General features: G+C 72.5%; 23 protein-coding genes. 15 read left to right on the forward strand and 8 right to left on the reverse strand.

Features of this window, described 5'->3' with window-relative positions:
• Positions 1-247: 247 nt before the first annotated feature.
• From FK498_RS04715 to FK498_RS04735, 5 genes are all read right to left on the reverse strand, one after another.
• On the reverse strand, positions 248-904 hold the full coding sequence (locus FK498_RS04715; RefSeq protein ID WP_141852051.1) for an RlmE family RNA methyltransferase: 657 nt from the start codon (positions 902-904) through the stop codon (positions 248-250).
• Positions 901-1,941, reverse strand: coding sequence for a Ppx/GppA phosphatase family protein (locus FK498_RS04720; RefSeq protein WP_237560832.1), 1,041 nt, complete (start codon positions 1,939-1,941; stop codon positions 901-903). The genes FK498_RS04715 and FK498_RS04720 overlap by 4 nt, the downstream gene beginning before the upstream one ends.
• Positions 1,942-2,061: 120 nt before the next feature.
• On the reverse strand, positions 2,062-3,573 hold the full coding sequence (locus FK498_RS04725) for a tripartite tricarboxylate transporter permease (protein WP_141852054.1): 1,512 nt from the start codon (positions 3,571-3,573) through the stop codon (positions 2,062-2,064).
• A gap of 7 nt (positions 3,574-3,580) precedes the next feature.
• Positions 3,581-4,051: a tripartite tricarboxylate transporter TctB family protein gene (locus FK498_RS04730; RefSeq protein ID WP_161988314.1), complete on the reverse strand. Its 471-nt coding sequence runs from the start codon at positions 4,049-4,051 to the stop codon at positions 3,581-3,583.
• Between the two features lie 14 nt (positions 4,052-4,065).
• Entirely contained in the window at positions 4,066-5,073 is a 1,008-nt protein-coding gene (locus tag FK498_RS04735) for a tripartite tricarboxylate transporter substrate binding protein (RefSeq protein ID WP_141852058.1), read from the reverse strand.
• Between the two features lie 225 nt (positions 5,074-5,298).
• On the opposite strand from FK498_RS04735, the gene FK498_RS04740 reads away from it, so the two are divergent.
• Both FK498_RS04740 and FK498_RS04745 read left to right on the forward strand, forming a co-directional pair.
• Positions 5,299-6,399, forward strand: a complete 1,101-nt coding sequence (locus FK498_RS04740; RefSeq protein WP_141852060.1) for an AbrB family transcriptional regulator — start codon at positions 5,299-5,301, stop codon at positions 6,397-6,399.
• Positions 6,383-7,174: an SDR family NAD(P)-dependent oxidoreductase gene (locus FK498_RS04745; protein ID WP_141852062.1), complete on the forward strand. Its 792-nt coding sequence runs from the start codon at positions 6,383-6,385 to the stop codon at positions 7,172-7,174. Before FK498_RS04740 ends, FK498_RS04745 begins: the two co-directional genes overlap by 17 nt.
• A 4-nt stretch (positions 7,175-7,178) precedes the next feature.
• Here the strand turns inward: FK498_RS04745 and FK498_RS04750 are convergent, their stop codons facing one another.
• On the reverse strand, positions 7,179-8,141 hold the full coding sequence (locus FK498_RS04750; RefSeq protein WP_141852064.1) for an alpha/beta fold hydrolase: 963 nt from the start codon (positions 8,139-8,141) through the stop codon (positions 7,179-7,181).
• Between the two features lie 113 nt (positions 8,142-8,254).
• Here FK498_RS04750 and FK498_RS04755 point away from each other — a divergent pair, with 113 nt between their 5' ends.
• Positions 8,255-9,247, forward strand: coding sequence for a PdxA family protein (locus FK498_RS04755; protein ID WP_141852066.1), 993 nt, complete (start codon positions 8,255-8,257; stop codon positions 9,245-9,247).
• Here FK498_RS04755 and FK498_RS04760 read toward each other — a convergent pair whose 3' ends face one another.
• Positions 9,248-9,934 carry an FCD domain-containing protein gene (locus FK498_RS04760; RefSeq protein ID WP_141852068.1) on the reverse strand — a complete coding sequence of 229 codons (687 nt, stop codon included), beginning with the start codon at positions 9,932-9,934 and terminating at the stop codon, positions 9,248-9,250.
• 119 nt (positions 9,935-10,053) lie between these two features.
• Between FK498_RS04760 and FK498_RS04765 the strand changes: the two genes are divergently transcribed.
• The 12 genes from FK498_RS04765 to FK498_RS04820 all read left to right on the forward strand — a co-directional run bounded on the left by FK498_RS04765 (position 10,054) and on the right by FK498_RS04820 (position 21,333).
• Positions 10,054-11,247 carry a CaiB/BaiF CoA-transferase family protein gene (locus FK498_RS04765; protein ID WP_141852070.1) on the forward strand — a complete coding sequence of 398 codons (1,194 nt, stop codon included), beginning with the start codon at positions 10,054-10,056 and terminating at the stop codon, positions 11,245-11,247.
• A gap of 12 nt (positions 11,248-11,259) precedes the next feature.
• Positions 11,260-12,066, forward strand: coding sequence for an enoyl-CoA hydratase (locus FK498_RS04770; protein WP_202614742.1), 807 nt, complete (start codon positions 11,260-11,262; stop codon positions 12,064-12,066).
• Between the two features lie 57 nt (positions 12,067-12,123).
• Complete coding sequence (locus FK498_RS04775) at positions 12,124-13,080, forward strand: tripartite tricarboxylate transporter substrate binding protein (protein WP_141852072.1); 957 nt, start codon at positions 12,124-12,126, stop codon at positions 13,078-13,080.
• The gene (locus tag FK498_RS04780) at positions 13,077-13,535 is read left to right on the forward strand and encodes a tripartite tricarboxylate transporter TctB family protein (protein ID WP_161988315.1); all 459 of its coding nucleotides are present in this window, start codon (positions 13,077-13,079) and stop codon (positions 13,533-13,535) included. The genes FK498_RS04775 and FK498_RS04780 overlap by 4 nt, the downstream gene beginning before the upstream one ends.
• A complete protein-coding gene (locus FK498_RS04785) occupies positions 13,535-14,986 on the forward strand; it encodes a tripartite tricarboxylate transporter permease (RefSeq protein WP_141852073.1) in 1,452 nt (483 codons plus the stop codon). The genes FK498_RS04780 and FK498_RS04785 overlap by 1 nt, the downstream gene beginning before the upstream one ends.
• Entirely contained in the window at positions 14,983-16,341 is a 1,359-nt protein-coding gene (locus tag FK498_RS04790; RefSeq protein WP_141852075.1) for an MmgE/PrpD family protein, read from the forward strand. Before FK498_RS04785 ends, FK498_RS04790 begins: the two co-directional genes overlap by 4 nt.
• 3 nt (positions 16,342-16,344) lie before the next feature.
• Positions 16,345-17,088: a 3-oxoacyl-ACP reductase FabG gene (gene fabG, locus FK498_RS04795; protein ID WP_141852077.1), complete on the forward strand. Its 744-nt coding sequence runs from the start codon at positions 16,345-16,347 to the stop codon at positions 17,086-17,088.
• Between the two features lie 3 nt (positions 17,089-17,091).
• The gene (locus FK498_RS04800; protein WP_141852079.1) at positions 17,092-17,841 is read left to right on the forward strand and encodes a sulfite exporter TauE/SafE family protein; all 750 of its coding nucleotides are present in this window, start codon (positions 17,092-17,094) and stop codon (positions 17,839-17,841) included.
• A gap of 151 nt (positions 17,842-17,992) precedes the next feature.
• Complete coding sequence (locus tag FK498_RS04805) at positions 17,993-19,024, forward strand: ABC transporter substrate-binding protein (RefSeq protein WP_141852081.1); 1,032 nt, start codon at positions 17,993-17,995, stop codon at positions 19,022-19,024.
• Positions 19,025-19,028: 4 nt separating this feature from the next.
• Entirely contained in the window at positions 19,029-19,799 is a 771-nt protein-coding gene (locus tag FK498_RS04810) for an ABC transporter ATP-binding protein (protein ID WP_141852083.1), read from the forward strand.
• Positions 19,796-20,557, forward strand: coding sequence for an ABC transporter permease (locus FK498_RS04815; RefSeq protein ID WP_202614743.1), 762 nt, complete (start codon positions 19,796-19,798; stop codon positions 20,555-20,557). The genes FK498_RS04810 and FK498_RS04815 overlap by 4 nt, the downstream gene beginning before the upstream one ends.
• Positions 20,542-21,333, forward strand: a complete 792-nt coding sequence (locus FK498_RS04820; protein WP_141852085.1) for an alkylmercury lyase family protein — start codon at positions 20,542-20,544, stop codon at positions 21,331-21,333. The genes FK498_RS04815 and FK498_RS04820 overlap by 16 nt, the downstream gene beginning before the upstream one ends.
• On the opposite strand, the gene FK498_RS19195 is transcribed toward FK498_RS04820, so the two are convergent.
• Positions 21,297-21,446 carry a hypothetical protein gene (locus FK498_RS19195; protein WP_161988316.1) on the reverse strand — a complete coding sequence of 50 codons (150 nt, stop codon included), beginning with the start codon at positions 21,444-21,446 and terminating at the stop codon, positions 21,297-21,299. The genes FK498_RS04820 and FK498_RS19195 overlap by 37 nt on opposite strands.
• Positions 21,447-21,795 lie beyond the last annotated feature (349 nt).

Consider the following 21,795-nt stretch of genomic DNA (forward strand, 5'->3'; position numbering starts at 1 on the left):
GGGGGGGGGGGCCGTCCCCCCGGGGCCGCTACTCGGGGGGGGTATCCCCCGCCGTCTTGGGCGCCCCCCCCCCGCGGGGTTTTTTCCCGCCCCCCCCCCCCCCCCCACCTCGGGGGGGGGGCCCCCCGCCCCCCCCGCGCCCCCCTGGAGGGTCCCCTCCCGTTGGTCGGGGGCCACGCGCGCCGACCAACGGGAGGCGCGCCCTGCGGAGGGGGGTCTTGGGGGGGCGACCGTCGTCCCCCCAGCCCTACCTGAACCCCTGCGCCACCACGTAGGTCTCAGCGCTCTCCTTGCGGCTCGCCGGCGGCTTCGCATGCCGCACGCTCGCGAAGCGCCGCTTCAGCGCGGCCAGCATCGTCCGCTCCGACCCGCCCTGGAACACCTTGCACACGAACGCCCCGCCCGGCGCCAGCACCCGCAACGCCACATCCGTCGCCACCTCGGCGAGCGCCATGATGCGCAGATGGTCGGTCGCCGCATGGCCGGTCGTGTTCGGCGCCATGTCGGACAGCACCACGTCCGCCTTGCCGCCCAAGGCCGCGACCGCCGCCTCGGCCACCGCCGGATCGGTGAGATCCCCGCGCAGCACGGCCGCCCCCGCGATCGGCTCGATCGGCAGCAGATCCACCGCCACCACGCCCGGCCCGGCGCGCTCCACCGCCACCTGCGTCCACCCACCGGGCGCGGCGCCGAGATCGAGCACCCGCGCGCCCCGCCGCAGCAGGCGGAACCGGTCGTCGAGCTCGATCAACTTGAACGCCGCGCGCGAACGATACCCGGCCGCCTGGGCCGCGCGCACATAGGGGTCGTTGAGCTGGCGGGCGAGCCAGCGGACCGACGAGGGGTCCTTCCGCCGTGCCCCGCGAACCCTGACCGTGAGCCCGCGGCCGGGCCCGCCCTTCATGCCGCAGGCGGACGGGCCGCCGGCGCCGGGCGCGGACGATCGGCGCGGCCGTTCCAGCGCCCCCGGTCGGCACGCATCAGGCGGATCAGCATCCCCTCGCGCAATCCCCGGTCGGCCACCGTCACCCGCGCCGCAGGCCAGAGCCGGCGGATGGCGGCGAACACCGCGCAGCCGGGCAGCACGAACTCCACCCGACCCGGGCCGACGCAGGGATGCTGTGCGAGGCCCGGCCGGCCGAGCGCGCAGAGCGCGGCCAGCGCGTCGTCCGCCTCGGCCCCGGTCAGGGTGTGGCCGTCGATCAGCGCCCGCGAGTAGCGCGGCAGGCCGAGCGCCACTCCGGCCAGGGTGGTGACCGTCCCGGAGGTGCCGATCAGCCGCACGCCGCCGCGGCCGATCTCGTCGCCGATGCGGTGGATCTCGTCGAAGGGGCGGAAGGCGGCGACCGCATCCTCGACCATCGCCGCGAAGCCGTCGCAGGTGAAGGCGCGCTCGCCCCAGCGCTCGGCCAGCGTCACCACCCCCATCGGGATCGAGGCGTAGCCGATCACCTCGGAGGGAGGCTCGCCGCGGCGGCGCGCACGCAACCAGGCGAGCTCGGTCGAGCCGCCGCCGATGTCGAACAGCAGCGCGCGATGCTCGGGCCCCGCCAGCAGCGAGGCGCAGGACTCCACGGCAAGCTCCGCCTCCTCGCGCGGTCCGATCACCTCGAAATCGATCCCCGTGGCCTCGCGCACGCGGGCGAGGAAGCGCGCGCCGTTCGAGGCCTTGCGGCAGGCCTCGGTCGCGACCGCACGGAAACGGCGGGTCGGGCGGCGCGCGAGCCGGTCGGCGCAGACCGCAAGCGCGTCGAGCGCGCGTTCCATCGCGGCCTCGCAGAGCCGTCCCGTGCTGGCCAGCCCCTCGCCGAGCCGGACCATGCGCGAGAAGCTGTCGATCACCCGGAAGCCGCGGCTGAGCGGGGTCGCGACCAGCAGGCGGCAGTTGTTGGTGCCGAGGTCGAGGGCGGCATAGACGGGCGGCCCGGTATCGGTCGGCATATGCGGAAGCGCCTGCATGGCGGCGGTGGGGCCCTTGGATCCTCCATCATGATCGTGTGCCGAGCGGCCCGCGGCAAGCAGTTTGCTCGATCCGCGTGCGCGGCCCGCACCCGCCGCAGGTCACTCCGTGATCGCGTCCGCGGCGCGGCGCCCGCGCCGCTCGTTCCAGACCGACACCGCGAGGGAGGCGAGCATCAGCGCGAAGATCGTCAGCGCCACCGGGTGGTTCAGGATCTCGAGCGCGTTGCCCCCGGCGATCTGGTAGGCGCGGAGGAGCTCGGTCTCGATCAGCCGCCCCAGCAGCAGCCCGACCACGACCGCTGCGACCGGGTAGCCGTAGCGCGAGAGCTGCCAGCCGAGCACGGCGAAGGCAAGCAGCGTGATCGGCCCCGCGCTCGAGCCCTCGATCGCGAAGGCGCCCATCGTGGCGACCACCAGCACGCAGGGGATGAGGATGCGCAGCTGCACGCGCACGATCGCGCTGGCGACGAACACGAAGCCGGTGCCGATCACGGTCAGCAGCAGCGCCTGGGCGAAGTTGGAGAGGATGATCGCGTAGACGATGTCGCGGTTCTGGTCGATGAAGCGCGGGCCGCCGACGACGTTGTGCATGGCGAAGGCGGCGAGCAGGATGGCGGTCGCGCCGCCGCCCGGGATGCCGAGCGCCAGCATGGTCGCCATCGCCCCGCCCTCGGAGCTCGAATTGGCGCTCTCCGAGGCGATCACGCCCTTCGGGTTGCCCTGGCCGAAGGTGTGCCCGTCCGGCGCAGTGCGTTTCGTCTCGGCATAGGACAGCAGGTTGGAGATCGAGGAGCCCACACCGGGGGTGGCGCCGATCAGGGCGCCGATCAGGGCGCCGCGCAGCATCGTGCCGGGATGGCGCAGCACCAGCCGGCCGCCATCGAGGATGCGGGCGAGGCTGATCCTGCGGTCCTCCTCCGCCTCGACCAGGAAGCGCGTGTTCACCAGCGCGAAAAGCTGGCTTGCCGCGAGCAGTCCGACCATCGCCGGGATGGTCGGGATGCCGTCGAGCAGCCAAGGGATGCCGAGCGTGCCGCGCATGTAGCCGGCGGTGTTCATTCCCACGGTGCCGAACAGCACGCCCAGCCCGGCGGCGAACAGGCCGCGGCTGACCGATGTCCCGCCCAGCGAGCCGAGCAGCACCATGCCCCAGATGCCGACCGCGACCATCTCGAAGGGTCCCATCTTCAGGACCATCTCGGCGAGCGGCTGCACGAGCACGAACAGCACCATGTAGCTCAGCAGCACGCCGATGCAGGAGGCGAAGAGGGCGGCCCCGAGCGCCTCGTTGTGCCGGCCCTGGCGTGCCATCGGGTAGCCGTCGAAGGTGGTGGCGACTGCCGAGGAGGTGCCGGGGATCCCCATCAGCACGGCGGGTACCGACCCGCCGAATCCGGCGCCCGTATAGACCGAGGTCAGGAAGATGATCGCCGGCAGGAAGTCCATGTAGAGTGTTGCGGGCAGGACGAGCGCCATCGCCATCGACACCGACACGCCCGGGATCGCGCCGAAGACCAGGCCGATCAGCAGGCCGGGGACGACCCAGATCCAGGCGTCGAGTGAACTGGACAGCAGGCTGAGGGCCGAGCCGGCCGCCGGCAGGTCGATCATGCCGCGCTCACAGGATCGCCGTGGTCAGCGGATAGGGGATCATCGCCTTGAAGGCGAGGATCACGCCAGCGGCGAAGGCGGGCGGGAACAGCACGAGCATCAGCGGCCGCCGCTCGCCGCCGATCGCGAGCCCCGCCAACACGAAGGCCCAGGCGGCGACGTCGTAGCCGATCGTCTCCAGCCCGGCGATGTAGAGCGCGAAGGCGCCGACCATGGCGCCGACCTTCAGCCGCTCCGGCCAAGTACCCTCCGGACCGTCCTGAGATGCGCCGGCCGTCCGCCTGACGCAGCCCCAGGCGATCACCGCCCAGAGCGCCAGCACCAGGATCGCGGTCGGCTGGAGCAGGAGCAGGTTGTGCGGGCTGAGCGAGACCGCGCGCGCCTCGATCAGATAGGCCAGAACGCCGGCGGCGAGCGCGGTGACGAGGGCGAGATGGCCCCAGGCGATGCGCCGTGCCGGCGCGTCCTGCCCCGTCACGCGCGCCCCCGTTCTCAGCTCGCCTTCAGGAGATCGGCGTATTTCGCCATGGTGCGGTGGGTGGCGAGATATGCCCGGTTCGACGCTTCCGGCCCGTACCAGGTGGTGGCGAGCTGCTGGCCCTTGAGTGTCGCGACACAGTCCGGGTCCTTGGTCGCGCGCTCGATCGCCGCCTCGAGGATCCTGTACCGCTCGGGCATCTTCTCGACGAAGCGGCGCAGCACGACGAAGCCGCGCTGCGAGCCGGCGACGAACTCGGGCTCGAAGCCGTGCTGCTTGGCGTGATCGGTGATCAGCTTCGTCTCCTCGAAGCCCTCGAACTTCTCCTCGTCGAACATCAGCAGCGGACGGATGCGCTCCTTGATCGGCAGGAAGCCCTCGGCGCCGACGAGGCCGATATCGACATGCCCGCCCATGGTGGCAGTGCGGGCCGGGCCGCCACCGTCATAGGTGACGATGCGCATCCTCGACCGGTCGATGCCGTGCGCCTGCACCAGGAGCGCAAGGTTGACGAGATCCGCCGAGGCGGGCTGCACGCCGACGGTCAGTGCGGCCGGGTTGGCCTTCAGCGCCGCGACCGCCGCGTCGATCGAGGCGGTCGGTTTCGTGGTCGCCGTCGCGCAGAGCGTGGCATCGCGCGAGGGCAGGTTGATCATCCAGAAGTCCTCGGCCTTGTAGGGTGCGTTGCGCAGCAGGATCGACAGCGGGATATAGGGTGCTGCCGAGTGCATCATGATCATGTAGCCGTCGTCGGGCTGCTGGAGGTAGAAGGTGTTACCCAGAACCGTTCCGCCGCCGGGCCGGTTGATGACGGTCACCGGCTGGCCGAGCTGCTTGGCGAGGAACGGCGCGAAGGCGCGCGCGTAGCGGTCGTTGTAGCCGCCGGTGGCGAAGGGCACGAGGATCGTCACCGGCCGGTCGGGGTAGGTCTGGGCGCGCAGCGGCAGGGGGGCGGCGAGGGCGGCGCCGGCGGCGAGGCCGAGCGTGGCACGACGCGAGAGGGTGAACTTGTCCGACCTCATCGATGGATCCTCCCTTGGGTCACGGCGCGGTCCGCCGTCTTGGCTGCATGCTGGCCTGCTCTCTCTACGGGGTCAAAGTGTCAACCGTCAACGGTTTGCGGCCTCCCCAGTGCCGTGCGCGGAGCGCAAGCCGATCGCGGATGACCCGTCATGTCTGTCGACGGTTGACAGTTTTGCCGGGTGAGCGAACCCTCCCTTGTCCCCTGGCCAGCCCACCGCCCCCGCATGAGCGACGCTTCCAAGCACCGATCGCCGGCACAGGCCGCATCCGCTCCGACCGGACGGCTCGCCCCGATCGCGCTGGCGGCCGCGCTCGGCGTGGCCGGCGGCGCGATCGCCTGGAGGCTCGGGGTGCCGCTCGCCTGGATGATCGGGCCGATGGTCGCGACCGCAGCGGCGAGCCTGGCGGGGTGGCGGCTCGTGCCCGTGCCGATGGGGCGCGAGCTCGGCCAGGCGGTGGTCGGAGTGGCGATCGGGCTGCGCATGACCCCCGCCGTGCTGGCGAGCGTCACCGCGCTGACGCCGGCGATCGCGCTGGCGACGCTCGGCGTGATCGCCACCACCACGCTCGCCGCGTTCCTGCTGCGCCCGCTCGGTCGCGTCGATGCGCGCACCGCGTTCTTCGCGACGGCCGCCGCCGGCATGGCCGACATGGCGATCGTCGCGCGCCGCCACGGCGGCGATGCGGATGCGGTGGCGACCGTGCATGCGATCCGCGTGGCCGCGATCGTGCTGGTGGTGCCGGTGCTGGCGGTGGCCTTCGGAAGCGGTGGCACGGTCGAGGACACGGCGCCGGCGGGTGCGCATCCGCTCGCGCTGTTGCCGGTGCTCGCGCTCGCCGTGCTCTGCGCCCGCGCGCTGAAGCCGCTGGGCTTCCCCAATCCCTGGCTGGTCGGGCCGATGATCGGCACGGCGGTGTTCGCGGCGCTCGACCCGTTCCCGGTCGTGGTGCCGTGGATCGCACTCGTGCTGGCGCAGCTCGCGATCGGCATCGCGCTGGGGACGCGGTTCCAGCGCGAGAGCCTGGCGCGCCTGCCGCGCGTCGCCTTGGCCGGCGCGGCGATCGCGGGCCTGCTGATCGTCGCGGCGGCGGCCGGCGCGGCCGTGCTGTCGGCCGCCGCCGGGCTGCCCCCCACGGTCGCGTTCCTCTCGCTCGCGCCGGCCGGCATCACCGAGATGGTGCTGACCGCGAAGATCATGCGGCTCGACGCCACGGTGGTGACCGCGTTCCAGGTCGTGCGGATCGCCGTCATTGCCGTGACGATCCTGCCGATGTACCGGCTCTACGGGCTCCTGGCGAGGAGGGTGCATGGATCTGCGATATGACGGCCGCCGCGTCCTGGTGGTGGGCGCCTCGGCCGGGATCGGTCTTGCGACGGCGGAGCTCCTGGCGGCCGAGGGGGCGCGGCTCGTGATCGCCGCGCGCTCGGCCGAGGGAATCGCGGCCGCGGCCGACAGGATCGCGCGCGCGGCCGGCCACCGTCCCGGCACCGCCTCGGCCGACATCACGCTCCCCGGCGAGGCCGAGCGTCTGGTCGCTGCGGCGGTGGCGGATCTCGGGGGGCTGGATGCCCTGGTCGATTGCGTCGGCGGGTCAATCCGCGCGCGCTTCGAAGAGCTGAGCGACGCCGACTGGCAGGACAATTATGCGTTCAATGTGCTCTCGGCCGTGCGACTGGTGCGTGCGGCGCTGCCGTCATTGCGTGCCGGGCGCGATCCGGCGCTGGTGATCCTGGGCGCGGCGTCGGCGCGCATGCCGTATCCCAACCAGATCGTGTCCAACGTGCACAAGGCGGGGCTGCTGGCGCTGGTGAAGACGCTTGCGGCCGAACTCGCGCCTGAGGGCATCCGGGTGAACGCGGTGGCGCCGGGGCGTACGCTGACACGGCTCTGGACCGAGCGCGCGGACCGGCTCGCGGCCGAGCGCGGCACGACGCGCGATGCGGTGATCGCCGAGTTCGCGCACGAGATCCCGCTCGGCCGCTTCGGCGCGCCGGACGAGGTGGCGGCGATGGTGGTCTGGCTCGCGAGCCCGCGCGCGAGCTACGTCACCGGCCAGACCGTGAACGTGGACGGCGGCATCGCGCGCGGCCTGCCGTAGCGCCTCAGCCCGCGAACGGCACCGGCTCGGCGCCGGCGAAGAAGCGCCAGAACGCATCGTACACCAGATCGGGCCGGTGCTCGGCGGGGTAGTGCCCGGTGGGGATCGCCCAGCCCCGCAGATCCGGCGCCCATGGACGCCACGCGTCCAGCACCTTGAAGTGCCGACCGCAATGGCTGTTCGAACCCCACAGCACCAGAACCGGACAGGCGATCGTCTTCCTGCCGAAATCGTCCGAGTCCATCGCGAAATCCACCGTCACGGTGGCGCGATAGTCCTCGCACACGGCGTGGATCTGTTCCGGCGTGGTGCAGCGCACGTATTCCGCCATCGCCTCGGCCGAGAAGATCTCCAGCCCCACGCCCTTCTTGTTCAGCTTGTAGCTGATGTAGTAGGGCAGGTCGGCGCAGAGCAGCCTCTCGGGGAAGGGGGCCTTCTGCGCCATGAACATCCAATGGTAGCTCTCCAGCGCCCAGCCGAGCGAGATGTTGGTCAGCACGTGATGCGTCGGCACGATGTCGAGCGCGGCGAAGCGCGTCACGACATCCGCGTGGTCGAGCGCCATGCGGAAACCGACGCGCGCGCCGCGGTCATGCCCGGCGACCGCGAACCGGTCGAAGCCCAGTTCGCGCATCACCGCGCGGTTGTCCTCGGCCATCGCCCGGAACGAGTAGCCCGCATGATCCTCGCCGCCCGGCGGCTTGTCGCTGTCGCCGTAGCCGCGCAGATCGGCCGCGACGACCGTGAAGCCCTGGGCGAGCGAGGGCGCGATCTTGTGCCAGGAGACCAGCGTCAGCGGGTTGCCGTGCAGGAGCAGGAGCGGCGGCCCCGACCCGCCGACCGCCACATTGATGCCCACCCCGCCCACGACGATGCGTCGGCGCGCGAAGCCGGGCAGAAGTTCCCTGCCCCAGGGGATGAGCGGCGGCGGCACGGCGGGGTCCGGGCGCGGCAGGTCGTGGGGCATGGCGGTCTCCTCGGGGTGGTGCAGCGGATGACGCGTCCGGGGGTGCTGTCAACTGTCCGCTGTTGACCCGCAGCGGCTCCTCCGCTTCCCTGCCCCCCCGACAGGAGGGTTCGATGACGGCGAGAATCGGTCTGATGCTCGGCGATGCCACCGGGATCGGCCCCGAGGTGGCGGTGAAGGCGCTCGCCATCGGCCCGCTCGCCGACGCACGGGTGGTGCTGTTCGCCGACCGGCGCGTGCTCGCGCTCGGCGAGCGCGAGGCGGGACGGACGCTTGCGGTGCGGCCCTGCAACGGCCTCGACGCGCTCGACGAGGCGGACGGGGCGATCCCGCTGATCGAGTGCGTTCCCGCCGACCCCGCCGCGCTTGGCCGTGGCGCGGTGAGCCCGGACTCCGGACGGATCGTCGGCGAGACGCTCGCCCGCATGATCGCCGAGGCGAAGGCCGGCCGGCTGGATGCGATCTGCTTCGCGCCCTTGAACAAGAAGGCGCTGCACGAGGGCGGCTTCGCCTATCACGACGAGCACCAGATGTTCGCCGCGCTGACCGGGCACCGGGGCTTCTTCGGCGAGATGAACGTGATTCCCGCCTTCTCGACCTTCCGCGTCACCTCGCACGTGTCCCTGCGCGAGGCGCTTGCGCTGATCACGCCCGAGCGCATCGCGGCTGCGGTCGAGCTCGCCGACGCCACGCTCGCGCGCCTGCTCGGCCGCCGCCCTCGGATCGGCGTCGCCGCGCTCAACCCGCATGCCGGCGAGAACGGCCTGTTCGGCCGCGAGGAGATCGAGATGATCACGCCGACGCTGCAGGCCCTGCGCGCGAAGGGGATCGACTGCACGGGGCCGATCCCGGCGGACGTGATCTTCATCCGCGCGCGCGACGGTGGCTTCGACGGCGTGGTGTCGATGTATCACGACCAGGGCCAGATCGCGACCAAGCTCCTGGGCTTCCATCAGGGCGTCACGGTGACGGCCGGGCTTGACGTGGTGTTCACCACCCCGGCGCACGGCACCGCCTTCGACATCGCCGGCAAGGGGATCGCCGATCCGGGTGCGATGCGGCGGGCGCTCGAACTGGCGGCGCGGCTCGCGAACCGCCGCGCCTGATCAGCCCGGCCGCATCTCGGCCATCCCGATCGCGTCGAGAAAGCGCCGCCGCCCGCCGACGATGTGCCGTTCGCCCGCCTCGCGCGCGGCGGCCGCATCGCCCTTGCGGATCGCGTCCAGGATCACGCGGTGCTCGGCGTTGCTCTCGGCCATCGCGCGCGCGCTGAACAGTGATTTGCGCCGGCTCAGATGGCTCTCCTTCACCAGCGCGTCGTACATCTCCTTGGCGCGCGCATTGCCGGCGTAGTCCATCAGGGCGTCGTGGAAGGCGAGGTTGTGCTCGTAATAGGCCGGCGCGTCGCCGGCCGCGATCGCCGCCGCCATGGTCTCGATCAGCTGCGCGAGCCGCGCGCGCTGTTCGGCGGTCGAGGATGCGGCCAGGCGTGCGCAGGCATAGCCGGTCAGGAGGCCGCGCATCTCGGAGATCTCGAGCGCCTGCTCGACGCTGAGCTCGCGCACATAGACGCCGCGGTTCACCTTCGCCTCGACCAGCCGCGCCTTCTCCAGCCCCCGCAGCGCCTCCCGCACGGGCCCGCGGCTGACGCGCAGCCTTGCGGCGAGGTGCTGCTCGTTGATCCGCTCGCCTGGCGCGAGCTCGCCGGTCAGGATCAGCCGCTCCACCTCGCGCTGCACGAGCGAGGTCAGCGACTGGGTCCGGACGATGTCGATCGGCGGCGTGTCGAGCATGGCGCGCGTCCTCTGCCAGCCTGGGCGGGAAAACTCAAACTGTCGACAGTTTACATCATCGCGTCGCAATGCTAAGCGGAACATCGCAAAGCGCAGAAACCGTCGGGGACCGTCGCCGCATGCCCATTCCCGCCGCCTCGTCCACGCTCGCGGGGCTCCGCGTGCTCGATCTCAGTCGCGTGCGCGCAGGCCCGACCTGCGTGCGTCAGCTCGCCGACTGGGGCGCGGACGTGATCAAGATCGAGATGCCGCCCGCGCTCGAGAGCGGCGAGGGACTGGGCGGACCGCGCCACGGGCCCGACTTCCAGAACCTGCACCGCAACAAGCGCAGCCTGACGCTCAACCTCAAGGCGCCCGAGGGCCTGGCCATCTTCAAGCGGCTCGCCGCGCGGGCGGATGTGGTGGTGGAGAACTTCCGCCCCGACGTGAAGACCCGCCTCGGCATCGACTACGAGTCGCTGCGCGCCGTCAACAGGCGCATCATCCTCGCCTCGATCTCCGGCTTCGGCCAGGACGGGCCGTACGTGAACCGCCCGGGCTTCGACCAGATCGCCCAGGGCATGGGCGGGCTGATGTCGATCACCGGCCTGCCCGGCCAGGGCCCCGTGCGCGTCGGCATCCCGGTGGCCGATCTCTGCGCCGGCATCTTCGCTGCCCAGGGCATCCTGCTCGCGCTGATCGAGCGCGAGAAGTCGGGCGAAGGCCAGTGGGTGCAGACCAGCCTGCTCCAGGCGCAGATCTTCATGCTCGACTTCCAGGCCGCGCGCTGGCTGGTGGACCGCGAGGTGCCGAAGCAGGCGGGCAACAACCACCCGACCTCGATCCCCACCGGGGTGTTCCCGACCGCCGACGGTCACATCAACATCGCGGTCGCCGGCGGGCCGATCTGGGAACGCTTCGCGCGCGCCATGGGCCGCGCGGACTGGATCACCGATCCGCGCTACGCCCGCGCCGCGGACCGGTCGAAGAACCGCGACGCGCTGAATGCCGAGATCGCCGAGCTGACGAGGACGAGATCCTCGGCCGAGTGGGTGGAGCTCCTGAACGAGGCCGGTGTGCCGACCGGGCCGATCTACTCGATCGACCAGGTCTTCGCCGATCCGCAGGTGCAGCACCTGAAGATGGCGGCCGCCGTCGACAGCCCGGTGCGCGGCCGGATGGAGCTGGTCGCGCAGCCGATCGTGCTCTCGCGCACGCCCTCCTCGCTTGCCGCGCCGCCGCCCGAGGCGGGCCAGCACACCGACGAGGTGCTGGCCGAGGCGGGCTACACCCCCGCCGAGATCGCCGACTTCCGTGCCCGCCAGATCGTCTGAAGGACCAGAACGATGCCCGACGGATTGCTGCTCAAGACCGACAAGATGCTCGCCCGCAAGGAGGGCGGCATCGGCACCATGACCTTCAACAACCCCGAGCGGCGCAACGCCGTCTCGATGGAGATGTGGGAGGCCGCCGAGGCGATCCTGACCGACTTCCGCGACGACCCGTCCGTGCGCGTGGTGATCGTGACCGGAGCGGGCGACAAGGCCTTCGTCTCGGGCGCCGACATCTCCAAGTTCGAGAGCGAGCGCAACTCGATGGAGGATGTCGAGCGCTACAATGCCCAGACCGCGCGCGTCTACGACCTGCTCTACGAGCTGCCGAAGCCGACCATCGCGCAGATCAAGGGCTACTGCGTGGGCGGTGGCACCGCGCTCGCCGTGTGCTGCGACCTGCGCATCTGCGGCGACGACAGTCGCTTCGCCATCCCCGCCGCCAAGCTCGGCCTCGGCTACGGCTTCACGGGGATGAAGCGGCTCGCCGACATCGTCGGCCCCGCCTTCGCCAAGGAGATCCTGTTCACCGCCCGGCTGTTCGACGCCGAGGAGGCGCGCGCGATGGGCCTCGTCAACCGGGTCGTGCCGAAGGCCGAGGTCGAGGCCTATGTGGCGAACTACGCCGCGACGATCTGCGAGAACGCGCCGCTGACGGTGTCGGCGGCGAAGCAGATCCTGAACGAGACGCAGAAGGACGCGGCGGCGCGCGACATGGCGAAGGTGGACCGCCTGGTTGCGGCCTGCTTCGCCTCCGAGGACTACAAGGAGGGCCGCCGCGCCTTCATGGAGAAGCGCAAGCCGAACTTCCAGGGGCGCTGAGCCGCATCCGGGCCAGGGGGCGGACAACGCTCCCGGCCCCTCTTCGGGAGGAGACCGATGCTCACACGACGCAGCTTCGCCGCCGCATCCGCCGCGGCACTCGTTCCATCCCCGCTCCTCGCGCAGGCGCGCTACCCGGTGCCGACCGTCACGCTGGTGACGCATTCCTCGCCCGGCGGCGGCAGCGACGTGTTCCTGCGCGAGCTGATCAAGCACCTGCAGCCGGTGATGGGGGTCAACTTCGCGGTCGAGAACGTGCGCGGCGGATCGGGCGCGACCGCCGTGGCGCGCGTTGCGCGCGCGCGGCCGGACGGCTCGATGTTCTACGCCACCACCCCGACCTACATCCAGACGACGCTCTTGAGCCGGCCGGAGTTCGGCTACGACGCGCTCGATCCCCTCGCGATCGTCTTCCTCGACCCCGAGGTGATCTATACGCGCGCCGAGTCGCCCTTCCGTACGCTCGCCGATGCGGTCGCGCACGCCAAGGCCAATCCGGGGCGCCAGAAATGGGGGGCGGCGAATCCGGCCTCGCTGGAGCGCATCGCCTTCGAGCGGATGAGCCGGCTGATCGGCGCGCGCGCCGCCGTGGTGAGCCACGAGGGCGGCGGCGACCTGATGATCAACGTGCTGAACGGCACGCTCGACCTCGGCATCGGCGAGATCCAGGAGATCCGCTCCCAGCTCGAGGCCGGGAGGATCCGCCTGCTCGCCGTCGTCACCGAGGCGCGGCTGCCCGACTTCCCCGATCTCGCCACCGCGCGCGAGCAGGGTGTGGATCTGGTCGTCACCAAGTTCCGCGGTCTCGCCGGTCCCAAGGGCATTCCCGACGAGGTCGCGGCGATCTGGCACGAGGCGCTGCGCCGGGTGCTGGAGAGCCCCGCCTACAGGGCGCAATACGCCAAGGAGAGCCTGGTGCCGGCACTGATGGCGCGCGACGAGGCGCGCCGCTTCACCACCGCCTTCGCGGCCGAGGTCGAGCGCGACCTGCGCGAGCTCGGCGTGGTGCGGTGAACGCTGCCACGCGCGACATCACGCTCGGCATCGCTGCGCTCGCGGTCGCCGGCGTCTGGTGGGCGCTGGCTGCGGCAATCCCCGTCAGCCTGCTTGCGGACGCGGTCGGCCCCGGCGGTGTGCCGAAGGCGGTGGCGATGCTGATGGCCGCGGCGGGTGCGGTGCTGGTGCTGCGCAGCGTGCTGCGCCCGGCGCGGGAGAGGCCGGCACGTCCCGCGCACGGCCGCGCCGCCGGTCTGCTCGCGCTGCTGCTCGCCTATGTCCTCGGCCTGCCGTTGATCGGCTATCCCCTGGCGCTCGGGCTGCTCGCCGGGGCGGTCGCGCTCTATGCCGGGGCGCGACCCGGTCTCGGGCTCGCCGGCTTCGCGGCGGCGATCGGCGCGCTGTTCTGGTTCGTCTTCGTGCGGGTGATGGGCATTCCCTTTCCCGCCGGTACGCTGTTCGGCGGGCTCTGATGGGCGCCTTCACCGACGTCTCGGTCATCGCCACCGCCTTCGGCGGCACGCTCTGGGGCATCCTCGGCGGCGCGCTGCCGGGCATCTCGCCCTCGATCGCGATGGCGCTGCTGCTGCCCTTCACCTACGGCATGGAGCCGATCCCGGCGATCGTGCTGCTCGCCAGCGTCTATGTCGGCGCCGAGTACGGCGGCTCGATCCCGGCGATCCTGATCCGCACGCCCGGCACCAACGCCGCCGCCGCCACCACGCTCGACGGCTACGAGATGGCGCGGCAGGGCAGGGGGGGCGAGGCGCTCGGCATCTCGCTCGTCTCGGGACTGGTGGGCGGGCTGTTCGGCCTCGGCGTGCTGGTCGTCGCGACCGAGCCGCTCGCGCGCGTTGCCCTCGCCTTCACGCCACCCGCCTATTTCGCGCTCGCCGTGCTCGGCCTGTCGGTGATCGCGGGACTCGCCGGCGGGGCGCTCACGAAGGGGCTGATCGCCGCCTCCCTCGGGCTGATGATCGCGACCGTCGGCACGGATCCGGTCTCGGGCGTGCCGCGCTTCACCTTCGGCTCGCCCGAGCTGCTGGCGGGAATCCGGCCGATCCTCGTGATGGTGGGGCTGTTCGCGGTGGCCGAGATGCTGGTGCAGATCGGCGAGCCGGACTGGGCCAAGGCCGAGGCGCGCGACACGCGCCTCAAGCTGCCGAGCCTCGCGCTGTTCCGTCGCCTCCTGCCCGCCCAGGCGATCGGCTGCGGCATCGGCACCTTCGAGGGCGTGACACCGGGTGCGGGCGGCACCATCGCCGCCTTCATGGCCTACAACGAGGCGAAGCGCTGGTCGCGCGATCCCGACGCCTTCGGCAAGGGCGCGCCCGAAGGCGTGGCCGCGCCCGAGGCGGCGAACAATGTCGTCACCGCGACCGCGCTGGTGCCGCTGCTCTCGCTCGGCATTCCGGGGTCGAACTCGGCGGCGATCCTGCTCGGCGGCTTCCTGGTGCACGGGCTCACGCCCGGGCCGATGCTGTTCGAGCGCGCGCCGGAGGTCGTGTGGGGGCTCTACGGGGGCCTGCTGCTCGCCAACATCGCCATGCTGCTGCTCGGCCTGGTCATCCTCACGCCGACGCTATGGCTGGTGAACCGGCCCAAGCCCTATCTGGTCGCCGCGATCCTCGCGCTGATCGTCTCGGGCGTGTTCGCGATCGAACAGAGCGTGTTCGACATCGGCCTGGTGCTGGGCTTCGGCGCGCTCGGCTACGCGTTGCGCTGGGCCGGCGTGCCGGTGCTGCCGCTGGTGCTCGGCGTGGTGCTGGGCTTCATGCTCGAGAGCAACTACCGCCGCAGCCTGGTGCTCTCGGGCGGGGATCATGCGGTGTTCGTCGAGGATCCGGTGGCACTCGGCCTGCTCGCGGCCGCGCTGCTGCTGACCGGCTTCTCCCTGTGGCGCGAGTTCCGGAGGACGACGTGAAGGCGGATGTGAGCGTGGCGGAGCGGCTGGCGCGGGCGGCGGCCGATGCCGCCCCGAGCGAGGCGGTGCGCGAGACCTGCGAGCGCCTGTTGATCGACATCGCCGGCCTCTGCGTCGGCGCGCGCCACGAGCCCTACATCGCCGCGATGCTGGGCGCCGCCGACGCCGACGGTCCGTCCACCGCGATCGGCCACGCCCGCGGCTTCTCGGCTGCCGATGCGGCGCTCATCAACGGCACCGCCGCGCACGGCGAGGATTTCGACGACACCTTCGAGGGTGGGCCGGTGCATGCCGGCGCGGTGGTGGTGCCGGCCGTGCTGGCGGTCGCGGAACGGTTCGGGCTCGCCGGCGCGGATGCGCTGCGCGGCATCGCCGTGGGCGCGGAGGCGACCTGCCGGCTCTCCACCGTCGTGCCGAAGGCGGTGCACAAGGCGGGCTTCCATCCGACCTCGGTGTTCGGCGTCATGGGCGCGGCGCTGGGCGTGGGCGCGGCGCTGCGTCTGACCCCCGCCCAGATCACCGACGCGCTCGGCATCGCCGGCAGTTTCGCCTCCGGCATCATCGAGTACCTCGCCGAGGGCGCCTGGACCAAGCGGCTGCATCCCGGCTGGGCGGCGCAGGGCGGCATCCGGGCGGCGCTGCTCGCGCGCGGCGGCTTCGTCGGCCCGCGCACCGTCTTCGAGGGGGCCCACGGGCTGTTCAACGGCTTTGCACGGGCGCTGCCGGGACACTGGGACGCCCTGCTCGACGGGTTCGGGACGCGCTGGGTGGCGGAGACGATCGCCTTCAAGCCCTATGCCTGCGGCACCATGACGCATCCCTATGTCGATTGCGCACGCCGCCTCGCCGCACGGGGGATCACGCCCGAGGAGATCGTCGCGATCGAATGCGAGACGGCCGAGGGCATCCTGCACCGGCTGTGGGAGCCGCTCGCCGACAAGCAGGCGCCGCCCAATGCCTACGCGGCGAAGTTCAGCACGCCCTACTGCATCGCCGCCGGCTTCGTGCTCGACGGCGCGGCGCTCGACGCCTTCACCGAGGAGCGCGTCGCCGATCCGCGCCTGCGCGCGCTCGCGGCGAAGGTCCGCTACGTGGTCGATCCGGACAATCCCTATCCGCGCGCCTATACCGGGCATGTGCGCGCCACGCTCGCCGACGGCACCGTGGTCGAGGAGCGCCAGCCGCATCTGCGTGGCGGCGCCTCCGAGAGGCTGAGCCGCGCGGAGATCGAGGCCAAGGCGCGCGCCAACATGCGCCACGGCGGCTGGGACGACGCGCGGATCGAGGCTGCGCTGCGCTTCGCCGCCTCGGCGTTCGATGCGGCGCGGATCGACGTCTCCCCGCTGCGCGGCTGAGCGATGACCCAGGAACTCGCCGGCCGCGTCGCGCTCGTCACCGGCGCCGGGCGCAACATCGGCCGCGCGATCGCGCGTGACCTCGCCGCCGGCGGAGCGGCGGTGGCGGTGAACGCGCGCGCCAACCGCGCCGAGGCCGAGGCGGTCGTGGCCGAGATCGTGTCCGCTGGCGGCCGCGCCATCGTTGCGCTCGGCGACGTCACCGACCCGGCGGCGGTCGAGGGCATGGTGCGCGCCGTGCTCGAGACGTTCGGCCGGCTCGACATCCTGGTGAACAACGCCGCGCTCCGCCGCGAACTGCCCTTCGCCGAGATGGACTTCGCCGCCTGGCGCGCCGTGCTCGACGTGTGCCTGGACGGCGCGTTCCACTGCGCGCGCGCCGCCCTGCCGGCGCTGCGCGCGTCGGGACACGGAACGATCGTCAATATCGGCGGGCTGACCGGGCATTCGGGCGCGGCACGGCGCGCCCACGTGGTGACGGCGAAGGCGGGGCTCGCCGGCTTCACGCGCGCGCTCGCCCACGATCTCGCCCCCGACATCACCGTGAACCTGGTCGCTCCCGGGCTGATCGACACCGCGCGCGAGGCGGCCCGGCCGCACCATCGCGGCGGGCGGCGCACGCTGGTGGGGCGCGAGGGCACGCCGGAGGAGGTCGCCGCCGCGGTGCGGTTCCTCGCCGGGCCGCGCGCGCGCTACATCACCGGCCAGACGCTGCACGTCAACGGCGGCGCCTACCTGCCCGGCTGAGCCGTGCTCGAACCCTGGCAGTGGGCGGCGGCGCTGGCGCTGGCGCTCGTCGCCGGCACGGTCTCGGGCATCTCGGGCTTCGGTGCCGGGCTGATGCTCTCGGCCTATCTGCTGCCGATCCTCGGCGCACGCGTCACCGTACCGGTGCTGGCGGTGGCGATGGTGCTGACCAATGCCGGGCGGGTCTGGGCGTTCCGCGACGCGCTCTCCTTGCGCGTCGCGCTGCCGGTGCTCGCGGGCGTGCTGCCGGGGGCGCTCGCGGGGTCCTACGCCTTCGGCACGCTCGGCGGGGTGTGGGCCGAGCTGGTGGTCGGCGGATTCCTGATCGTCTCGGTGGCGTTGCGGCGTGCGCTCGCGGGGCGCAGGATCCCCGCCACGCCGCGCGTGCTCGTGGCAGGCGGCGGGGTCACCGGCCTGCTCTCCGGCATCACCACCGGGGCGGGCATGCTGCTGATCCCGCTGCTGCTCGGCGCCGGCCTGCCGGCGCGCGCGCTGATCGCGACGGATGGGTTCGTTTCCGGATCGATGCACCTCGCGCGGGTCGCCGGCTATGCCGCCGGCGGCGTGCTCGGCCCGGATCTCGTCCTGCTCGGCCTGGCGCTCGGCGCAGCGACCGTGCCGGGCAGCCGCGCGGCCGCCTGGATCGTCGCACGCATCCCGCCCTGGAGGCACGAGGCCGTGCTTGAGGCCCTGGTCGTGCTGATCGGCGCGCTGACGGTCTGGGAGGCGGTCGCGGCGATGAGCGGACGGTAGCGGCTGGCGGATTGTTTTCTTCCTGGCGCTCGGCAAGGAGTTTCATCGCCGCTCTTCCGTGCAAAACAAAAAAATCTTCTTCAACCCTGGTATTCCTTGGCGCCAGAAGAAAGAACATCCTATATCGCGGCGAACACGGGAGGGGCCCGCCATGTCCTGCTGCACCACGCTCGCCCCGCCCGAGCAGTCGCTCGGGCAGCTCGATCGCCGCACCGCGCTCGCCGGCCTTGCCGGCGCGATCACGCTCGCCGGCCGCGCGCACGCGCAGGGGCTGACGCGGTTGCGTCTGGCCTTCTGCGGCCAGCTCCTCTGCGTCGTGCCCTACGAGGTGACGCGCGCGCGCGGGCATTTCCGTGCCGAGGGGCTGGAGGTCGAACTCGTCTACACGCGCGGCGGCAACCAGGCGATGCAGGCGCTGGTTGGCGGCGCAGTCGACTACGCCGGCACCTCGTTCGACGTCGCCTTGCAGGCCTTCGCCAACGGCGCACCGATCCGCCGCTTCGCCTCCACCGGCCGCCTGCCGCTGTTCGCCCTCGCGGCTGCTCCGGCCCGCGCCGGGACGATCCGCGACATCGCCGCCCTCGACGGCCGCACGATCGGGATCTCGGCACTCGGCAACGCCGATCATGTGCTGGCCCTGTTCCTGATGAAGCGCGCCGGGCTCGATCCGGGGCGCGCGCGCTTCGCCGCCCTCGGCACCAATCTCTACGAGGCGCTGCGCCGCGGCCAGGTCGAGGCCGCGATGGTGCAGGAGCCGGCGCTGACCCTGGTCCAGGAGGCGGGCGGGCACGTGATCTTCAACGCGATGGACATCGCCGATGCGACACGCGTGCTGGGCGGCGCCTTCGAGTTCATGGGGGTCGCCGTGCGCGCATCCGAACGCGACCGGCGGCTCGACGAGATGCGCCGGCTCGCCCGCGCGCTCGCCGCCGGCTTGCGCGACACGCGCACGATCCCGGTGGAGGAGGTGGTCGCCGCCCTGCCGCGCGAGCTGATCGCCGGCGGCGACTGGGGGCGGCTCGGCGTGATCCTCGAGCGCTACCGCGAGTCGCTCTACCCCGACGAGGTGCGCATCGATCCGGAGGCGGCCGCGCGCGTCGCTCGCGCGCAGCGCGAGGCGGGCGTGCTGACGCGCGAGGTCGATCTCGCCGTGCTGCTCGACCGCGCGGTGCTGGAGGGCTGACCCTTTGCTCCACGTACGACGGCTGACGCTCGGCTATGGCGGCCCGGAACCGGTGCTGGCCGAACTCGACCTCGACATCGCGGCGGGCGAGTTCGCCGCGCTGGTCGGGCCCTCGGGCTCCGGCAAGACCTCGGTGCTGCGCGCGGTCACCGGCCTGCAGCGGGCCGAGGGGGGCGTGATCGACCTCGCCGTGCCGCGGAGCGAGGTCGGATTCCTGTTCCAGGACGACGCGCTGCTGCCCTGGCGCACGGCGCGGCAGAACGTCGCGCTGGGCCTGCGCATCCACGGCATGGCCAAGGAGCGCGCGCTCGCCGAGGCGGAGGCGTGGCTGGATCGGCTCGGCCTCGCCGGGCTCGGCGGACGCTTCCCGCGCCAGCTCTCGGGCGGGCAGCGCAAGCGCGTCGCGATCGCTCAGGTGCTGGCGCTGCGGCCGCGGCTCTTGCTGATGGACGAGCCCTTCGCCTCGCTCGATGCGATCGTGCGCGCGCGCATCACCCAGGACCTGCTCGACCTGGTCGAGCGCGAGGGCATCTCGGTGCTGCTGGTGACGCACGATCTCGAGGAGGCGATCGCGCTCTCGGACGTGGTGCACGTGCTCTCTGGGGGCCCGCGCGCGCGCGTGCTGGCGAGCCGCCGCGTGCCGATCGCGCGGCCGCGCGAGCTGATCGGCGCGCGCGGGCATCCGGCCTTCGCGCCCCTGCTGCGCCAGCTCTGGCGCGACCTCGAAGGCGCGTTCCCCGCCGGCGCGCAGGCCGCGGAGCGTGTCGCGGCATGACGACCCTGCTGAACCTCGTCTGGGTGCGCCGTGCGCTCGCGCTCGCGACGCTGATCCTGCTCTGGGAGGCGGCCGGCTGGGCCGGGCTGATCAATCCGCTCTACGCCGCGCCGCCGAGCGAGGTGGCCGCGCTCGCCTTCGGCCTGTTCGCGGACGGCTCGATCTGGCCGCATCTCCAGGCGACCTTCGCGGCCGCCCTGCTCGGGCTCGCGATCGGGCTCGCGATCGGCATCATGCTCGGCTTCGCGGCCGCCCTGATCTCCCCGCTCGCCGCGCTGCTCGAGCCGGTCATGCTGCTCTTGAACGCCGTGCCGCGCGTGATCCTGGCTCCGCTGTTCGTGATCTGGATGGGGATCGATCTCGGGTCGAAGGTCGCGCTCGCGACCGTGCTGGTGGCGGTGCTGATCTTCTTCGCAGTCTATTCCGGCGTGCGCGAGGTGGACCAGCGCCTGGTCGAGCGCGTGCGCACGCTCGGCGGCGGCAAGGCGGTGCTGGTGCGCGAGGTGTACATCCCCTCCGTGGTCTCCTGGGTGATGGGCAACCTGAAGGTGGCGGTGGGCTTCGCCTTCACCGGCGCGGTGGTGGGCGAGTTCGTCGCCTCGGCGCGCGGGCTCGGCTACCTGCTGCAGTTCGCGCAGAGCACCTACAACGCCGCGCTGTCGCTCGCGCTGGTGACGCTGATCATGCTGTTCGTGCTGGTGCTGTTCTTCCTCGCCGAGCAGCTCGAGCACCGGCTGCTCAGATGGCGCTATCGCTGACTGCGCGGTTCGCGCCGGGCGAGACGGTCGCGCTGCGGCCGGACCTCGCGCTGCCCGACTGGTCGCTGCTGACCGATCGCGCCGGGCGCGAGGCGCTCGCCGCGGCGATGGCGGTGGCCGGACGGCGCGAGCGCTGGGCCGGGCTCGACGCGGCGGAGGACGCGGTACGGCGCACGGTGCTGCTCGGCTTCGCCGCGTTCGGCTCGCCGCCGTCGGTGACGGAGATCGCGGCCAGCACCGGCCTGGATCGGGATGCGGTGCGCGCGGCGCTGGCGCGGCTCGCGGATCGCGACCTGGCCGTGCTGGGCGAGGACGGCCGCATCGCCGCCGCCTATCCGTTCAGCGCCGAACCGACGCCGCATCGCGTCGCCCTCGCGCGCTTCGCCACGACCGTGCACGCGCTCTGCGCGATCGACGCGCTCGGCATCGGCGGCATGCTGGGCGCCGACACGCTGGTCGAGTCCCGCTGTGCCGAGACGGGCGCGAAGGTGACCGTGCGCACGCGCAACGGCGGCTTCGCGCTCGCCGAGCTCACGCCGGCGGGGGCCCAGGTCTGGTACGGCCTCGCCTACGCGGGCGGGTGCGCGGCGCGCTCGGGCTGCGCGCTCAAGCTGTTCTTCCGCTCCGAGGCCGATCTCGCGTCGTGGCGGGCGCGCCACCACGACCACCCCGGATATCGCCTGAGCGTGCCGGCCGCGCTGCAACTCGGGCTCGCGCTGTTCGCGCCGATGCTCGGCGGTCAGGCCGCGGAGATCACGACGAAGGTGTCGTTGTAGGCGGGCTGGCCCCAGGGCGACCAGGCGGAGGGCGAGAGCAGGTTCGCCACCGCCCCCTCCTCGCCGGCGGTGCTCCACCACTTGCCGGGCGGCGAAACGACGCCGGGCAGCATCGCGTCGGTGACACGCAGGGTGGCCGGATCGCGCCGCGCGCGTTGCGCCCCCGGCGCATCACGAGCCAGCTCTCCGCCATGTCCTCGGGATCGAAGCCGGCCGTCCAGCACGCGCCGGCCGAGGCGGTCGCGGTGACCGAGCAGATGTCCCCACGCATGCGGCCCGCGCCGAGCGCGTGGGAAATCCGCACGAGCGGGGGCCGCTGCACCACGCCCATCGTGCCGAGAGAGGTGTGCGGGGCGATCGCCTGCACACCGCGCGAGCGCGGATCGCCCGGACCCGTCGCGGCGACCAGGGCATCGGCGCATCCGCGGCGCCGCCCTGGAATCCGATACGTAGCCGTGCCAA

The sequence above is a fragment of the Elioraea sp. Yellowstone genome, assembly GCF_006704265.1.
GTDB lineage: Bacteria > Pseudomonadota > Alphaproteobacteria > Acetobacterales > Acetobacteraceae > Elioraea.

Excerpts from the sequence above, each read along its gene's own strand:
- FK498_RS04715 (WP_141852051.1), bottom strand. The coding sequence starts at position 904 with ATGAAGGGCGGGCCCGGCCGCGGGCTCACGGTCAGGGTTCGCGGGGCA.
- FK498_RS04720 (WP_237560832.1), bottom strand. The coding sequence starts at position 1,941 with ATGCCGACCGATACCGGGCCGCCCGTCTATGCCGCCCTCGACCTCGGC.
- FK498_RS04725 (WP_141852054.1), bottom strand. The coding sequence starts at position 3,573 with ATGATCGACCTGCCGGCGGCCGGCTCGGCCCTCAGCCTGCTGTCCAGT.
- FK498_RS04735 (WP_141852058.1), bottom strand. The coding sequence starts at position 5,073 with ATGAGGTCGGACAAGTTCACCCTCTCGCGTCGTGCCACGCTCGGCCTC.
- FK498_RS04740 (WP_141852060.1), top strand. The coding sequence starts at position 5,299 with ATGAGCGACGCTTCCAAGCACCGATCGCCGGCACAGGCCGCATCCGCT.
- FK498_RS04745 (WP_141852062.1), top strand. The coding sequence starts at position 6,383 with ATGGATCTGCGATATGACGGCCGCCGCGTCCTGGTGGTGGGCGCCTCG.
- FK498_RS04750 (WP_141852064.1), bottom strand. The coding sequence starts at position 8,141 with ATGCCCCACGACCTGCCGCGCCCGGACCCCGCCGTGCCGCCGCCGCTC.
- FK498_RS04755 (WP_141852066.1), top strand. The coding sequence starts at position 8,255 with ATGACGGCGAGAATCGGTCTGATGCTCGGCGATGCCACCGGGATCGGC.
- FK498_RS04760 (WP_141852068.1), bottom strand. The coding sequence starts at position 9,934 with ATGCTCGACACGCCGCCGATCGACATCGTCCGGACCCAGTCGCTGACC.
- FK498_RS04765 (WP_141852070.1), top strand. The coding sequence starts at position 10,054 with ATGCCCATTCCCGCCGCCTCGTCCACGCTCGCGGGGCTCCGCGTGCTC.
- FK498_RS04770 (WP_202614742.1), top strand. The coding sequence starts at position 11,260 with ATGCCCGACGGATTGCTGCTCAAGACCGACAAGATGCTCGCCCGCAAG.
- FK498_RS04775 (WP_141852072.1), top strand. The coding sequence starts at position 12,124 with ATGCTCACACGACGCAGCTTCGCCGCCGCATCCGCCGCGGCACTCGTT.
- FK498_RS04785 (WP_141852073.1), top strand. The coding sequence starts at position 13,535 with ATGGGCGCCTTCACCGACGTCTCGGTCATCGCCACCGCCTTCGGCGGC.
- fabG (WP_141852077.1), top strand. The coding sequence starts at position 16,345 with ATGACCCAGGAACTCGCCGGCCGCGTCGCGCTCGTCACCGGCGCCGGG.
- FK498_RS04805 (WP_141852081.1), top strand. The coding sequence starts at position 17,993 with ATGTCCTGCTGCACCACGCTCGCCCCGCCCGAGCAGTCGCTCGGGCAG.
- FK498_RS04815 (WP_202614743.1), top strand. The coding sequence starts at position 19,796 with ATGACGACCCTGCTGAACCTCGTCTGGGTGCGCCGTGCGCTCGCGCTC.
- FK498_RS04820 (WP_141852085.1), top strand. The coding sequence starts at position 20,542 with ATGGCGCTATCGCTGACTGCGCGGTTCGCGCCGGGCGAGACGGTCGCG.
- FK498_RS19195 (WP_161988316.1), bottom strand. The coding sequence starts at position 21,446 with ATGCTGCCCGGCGTCGTTTCGCCGCCCGGCAAGTGGTGGAGCACCGCC.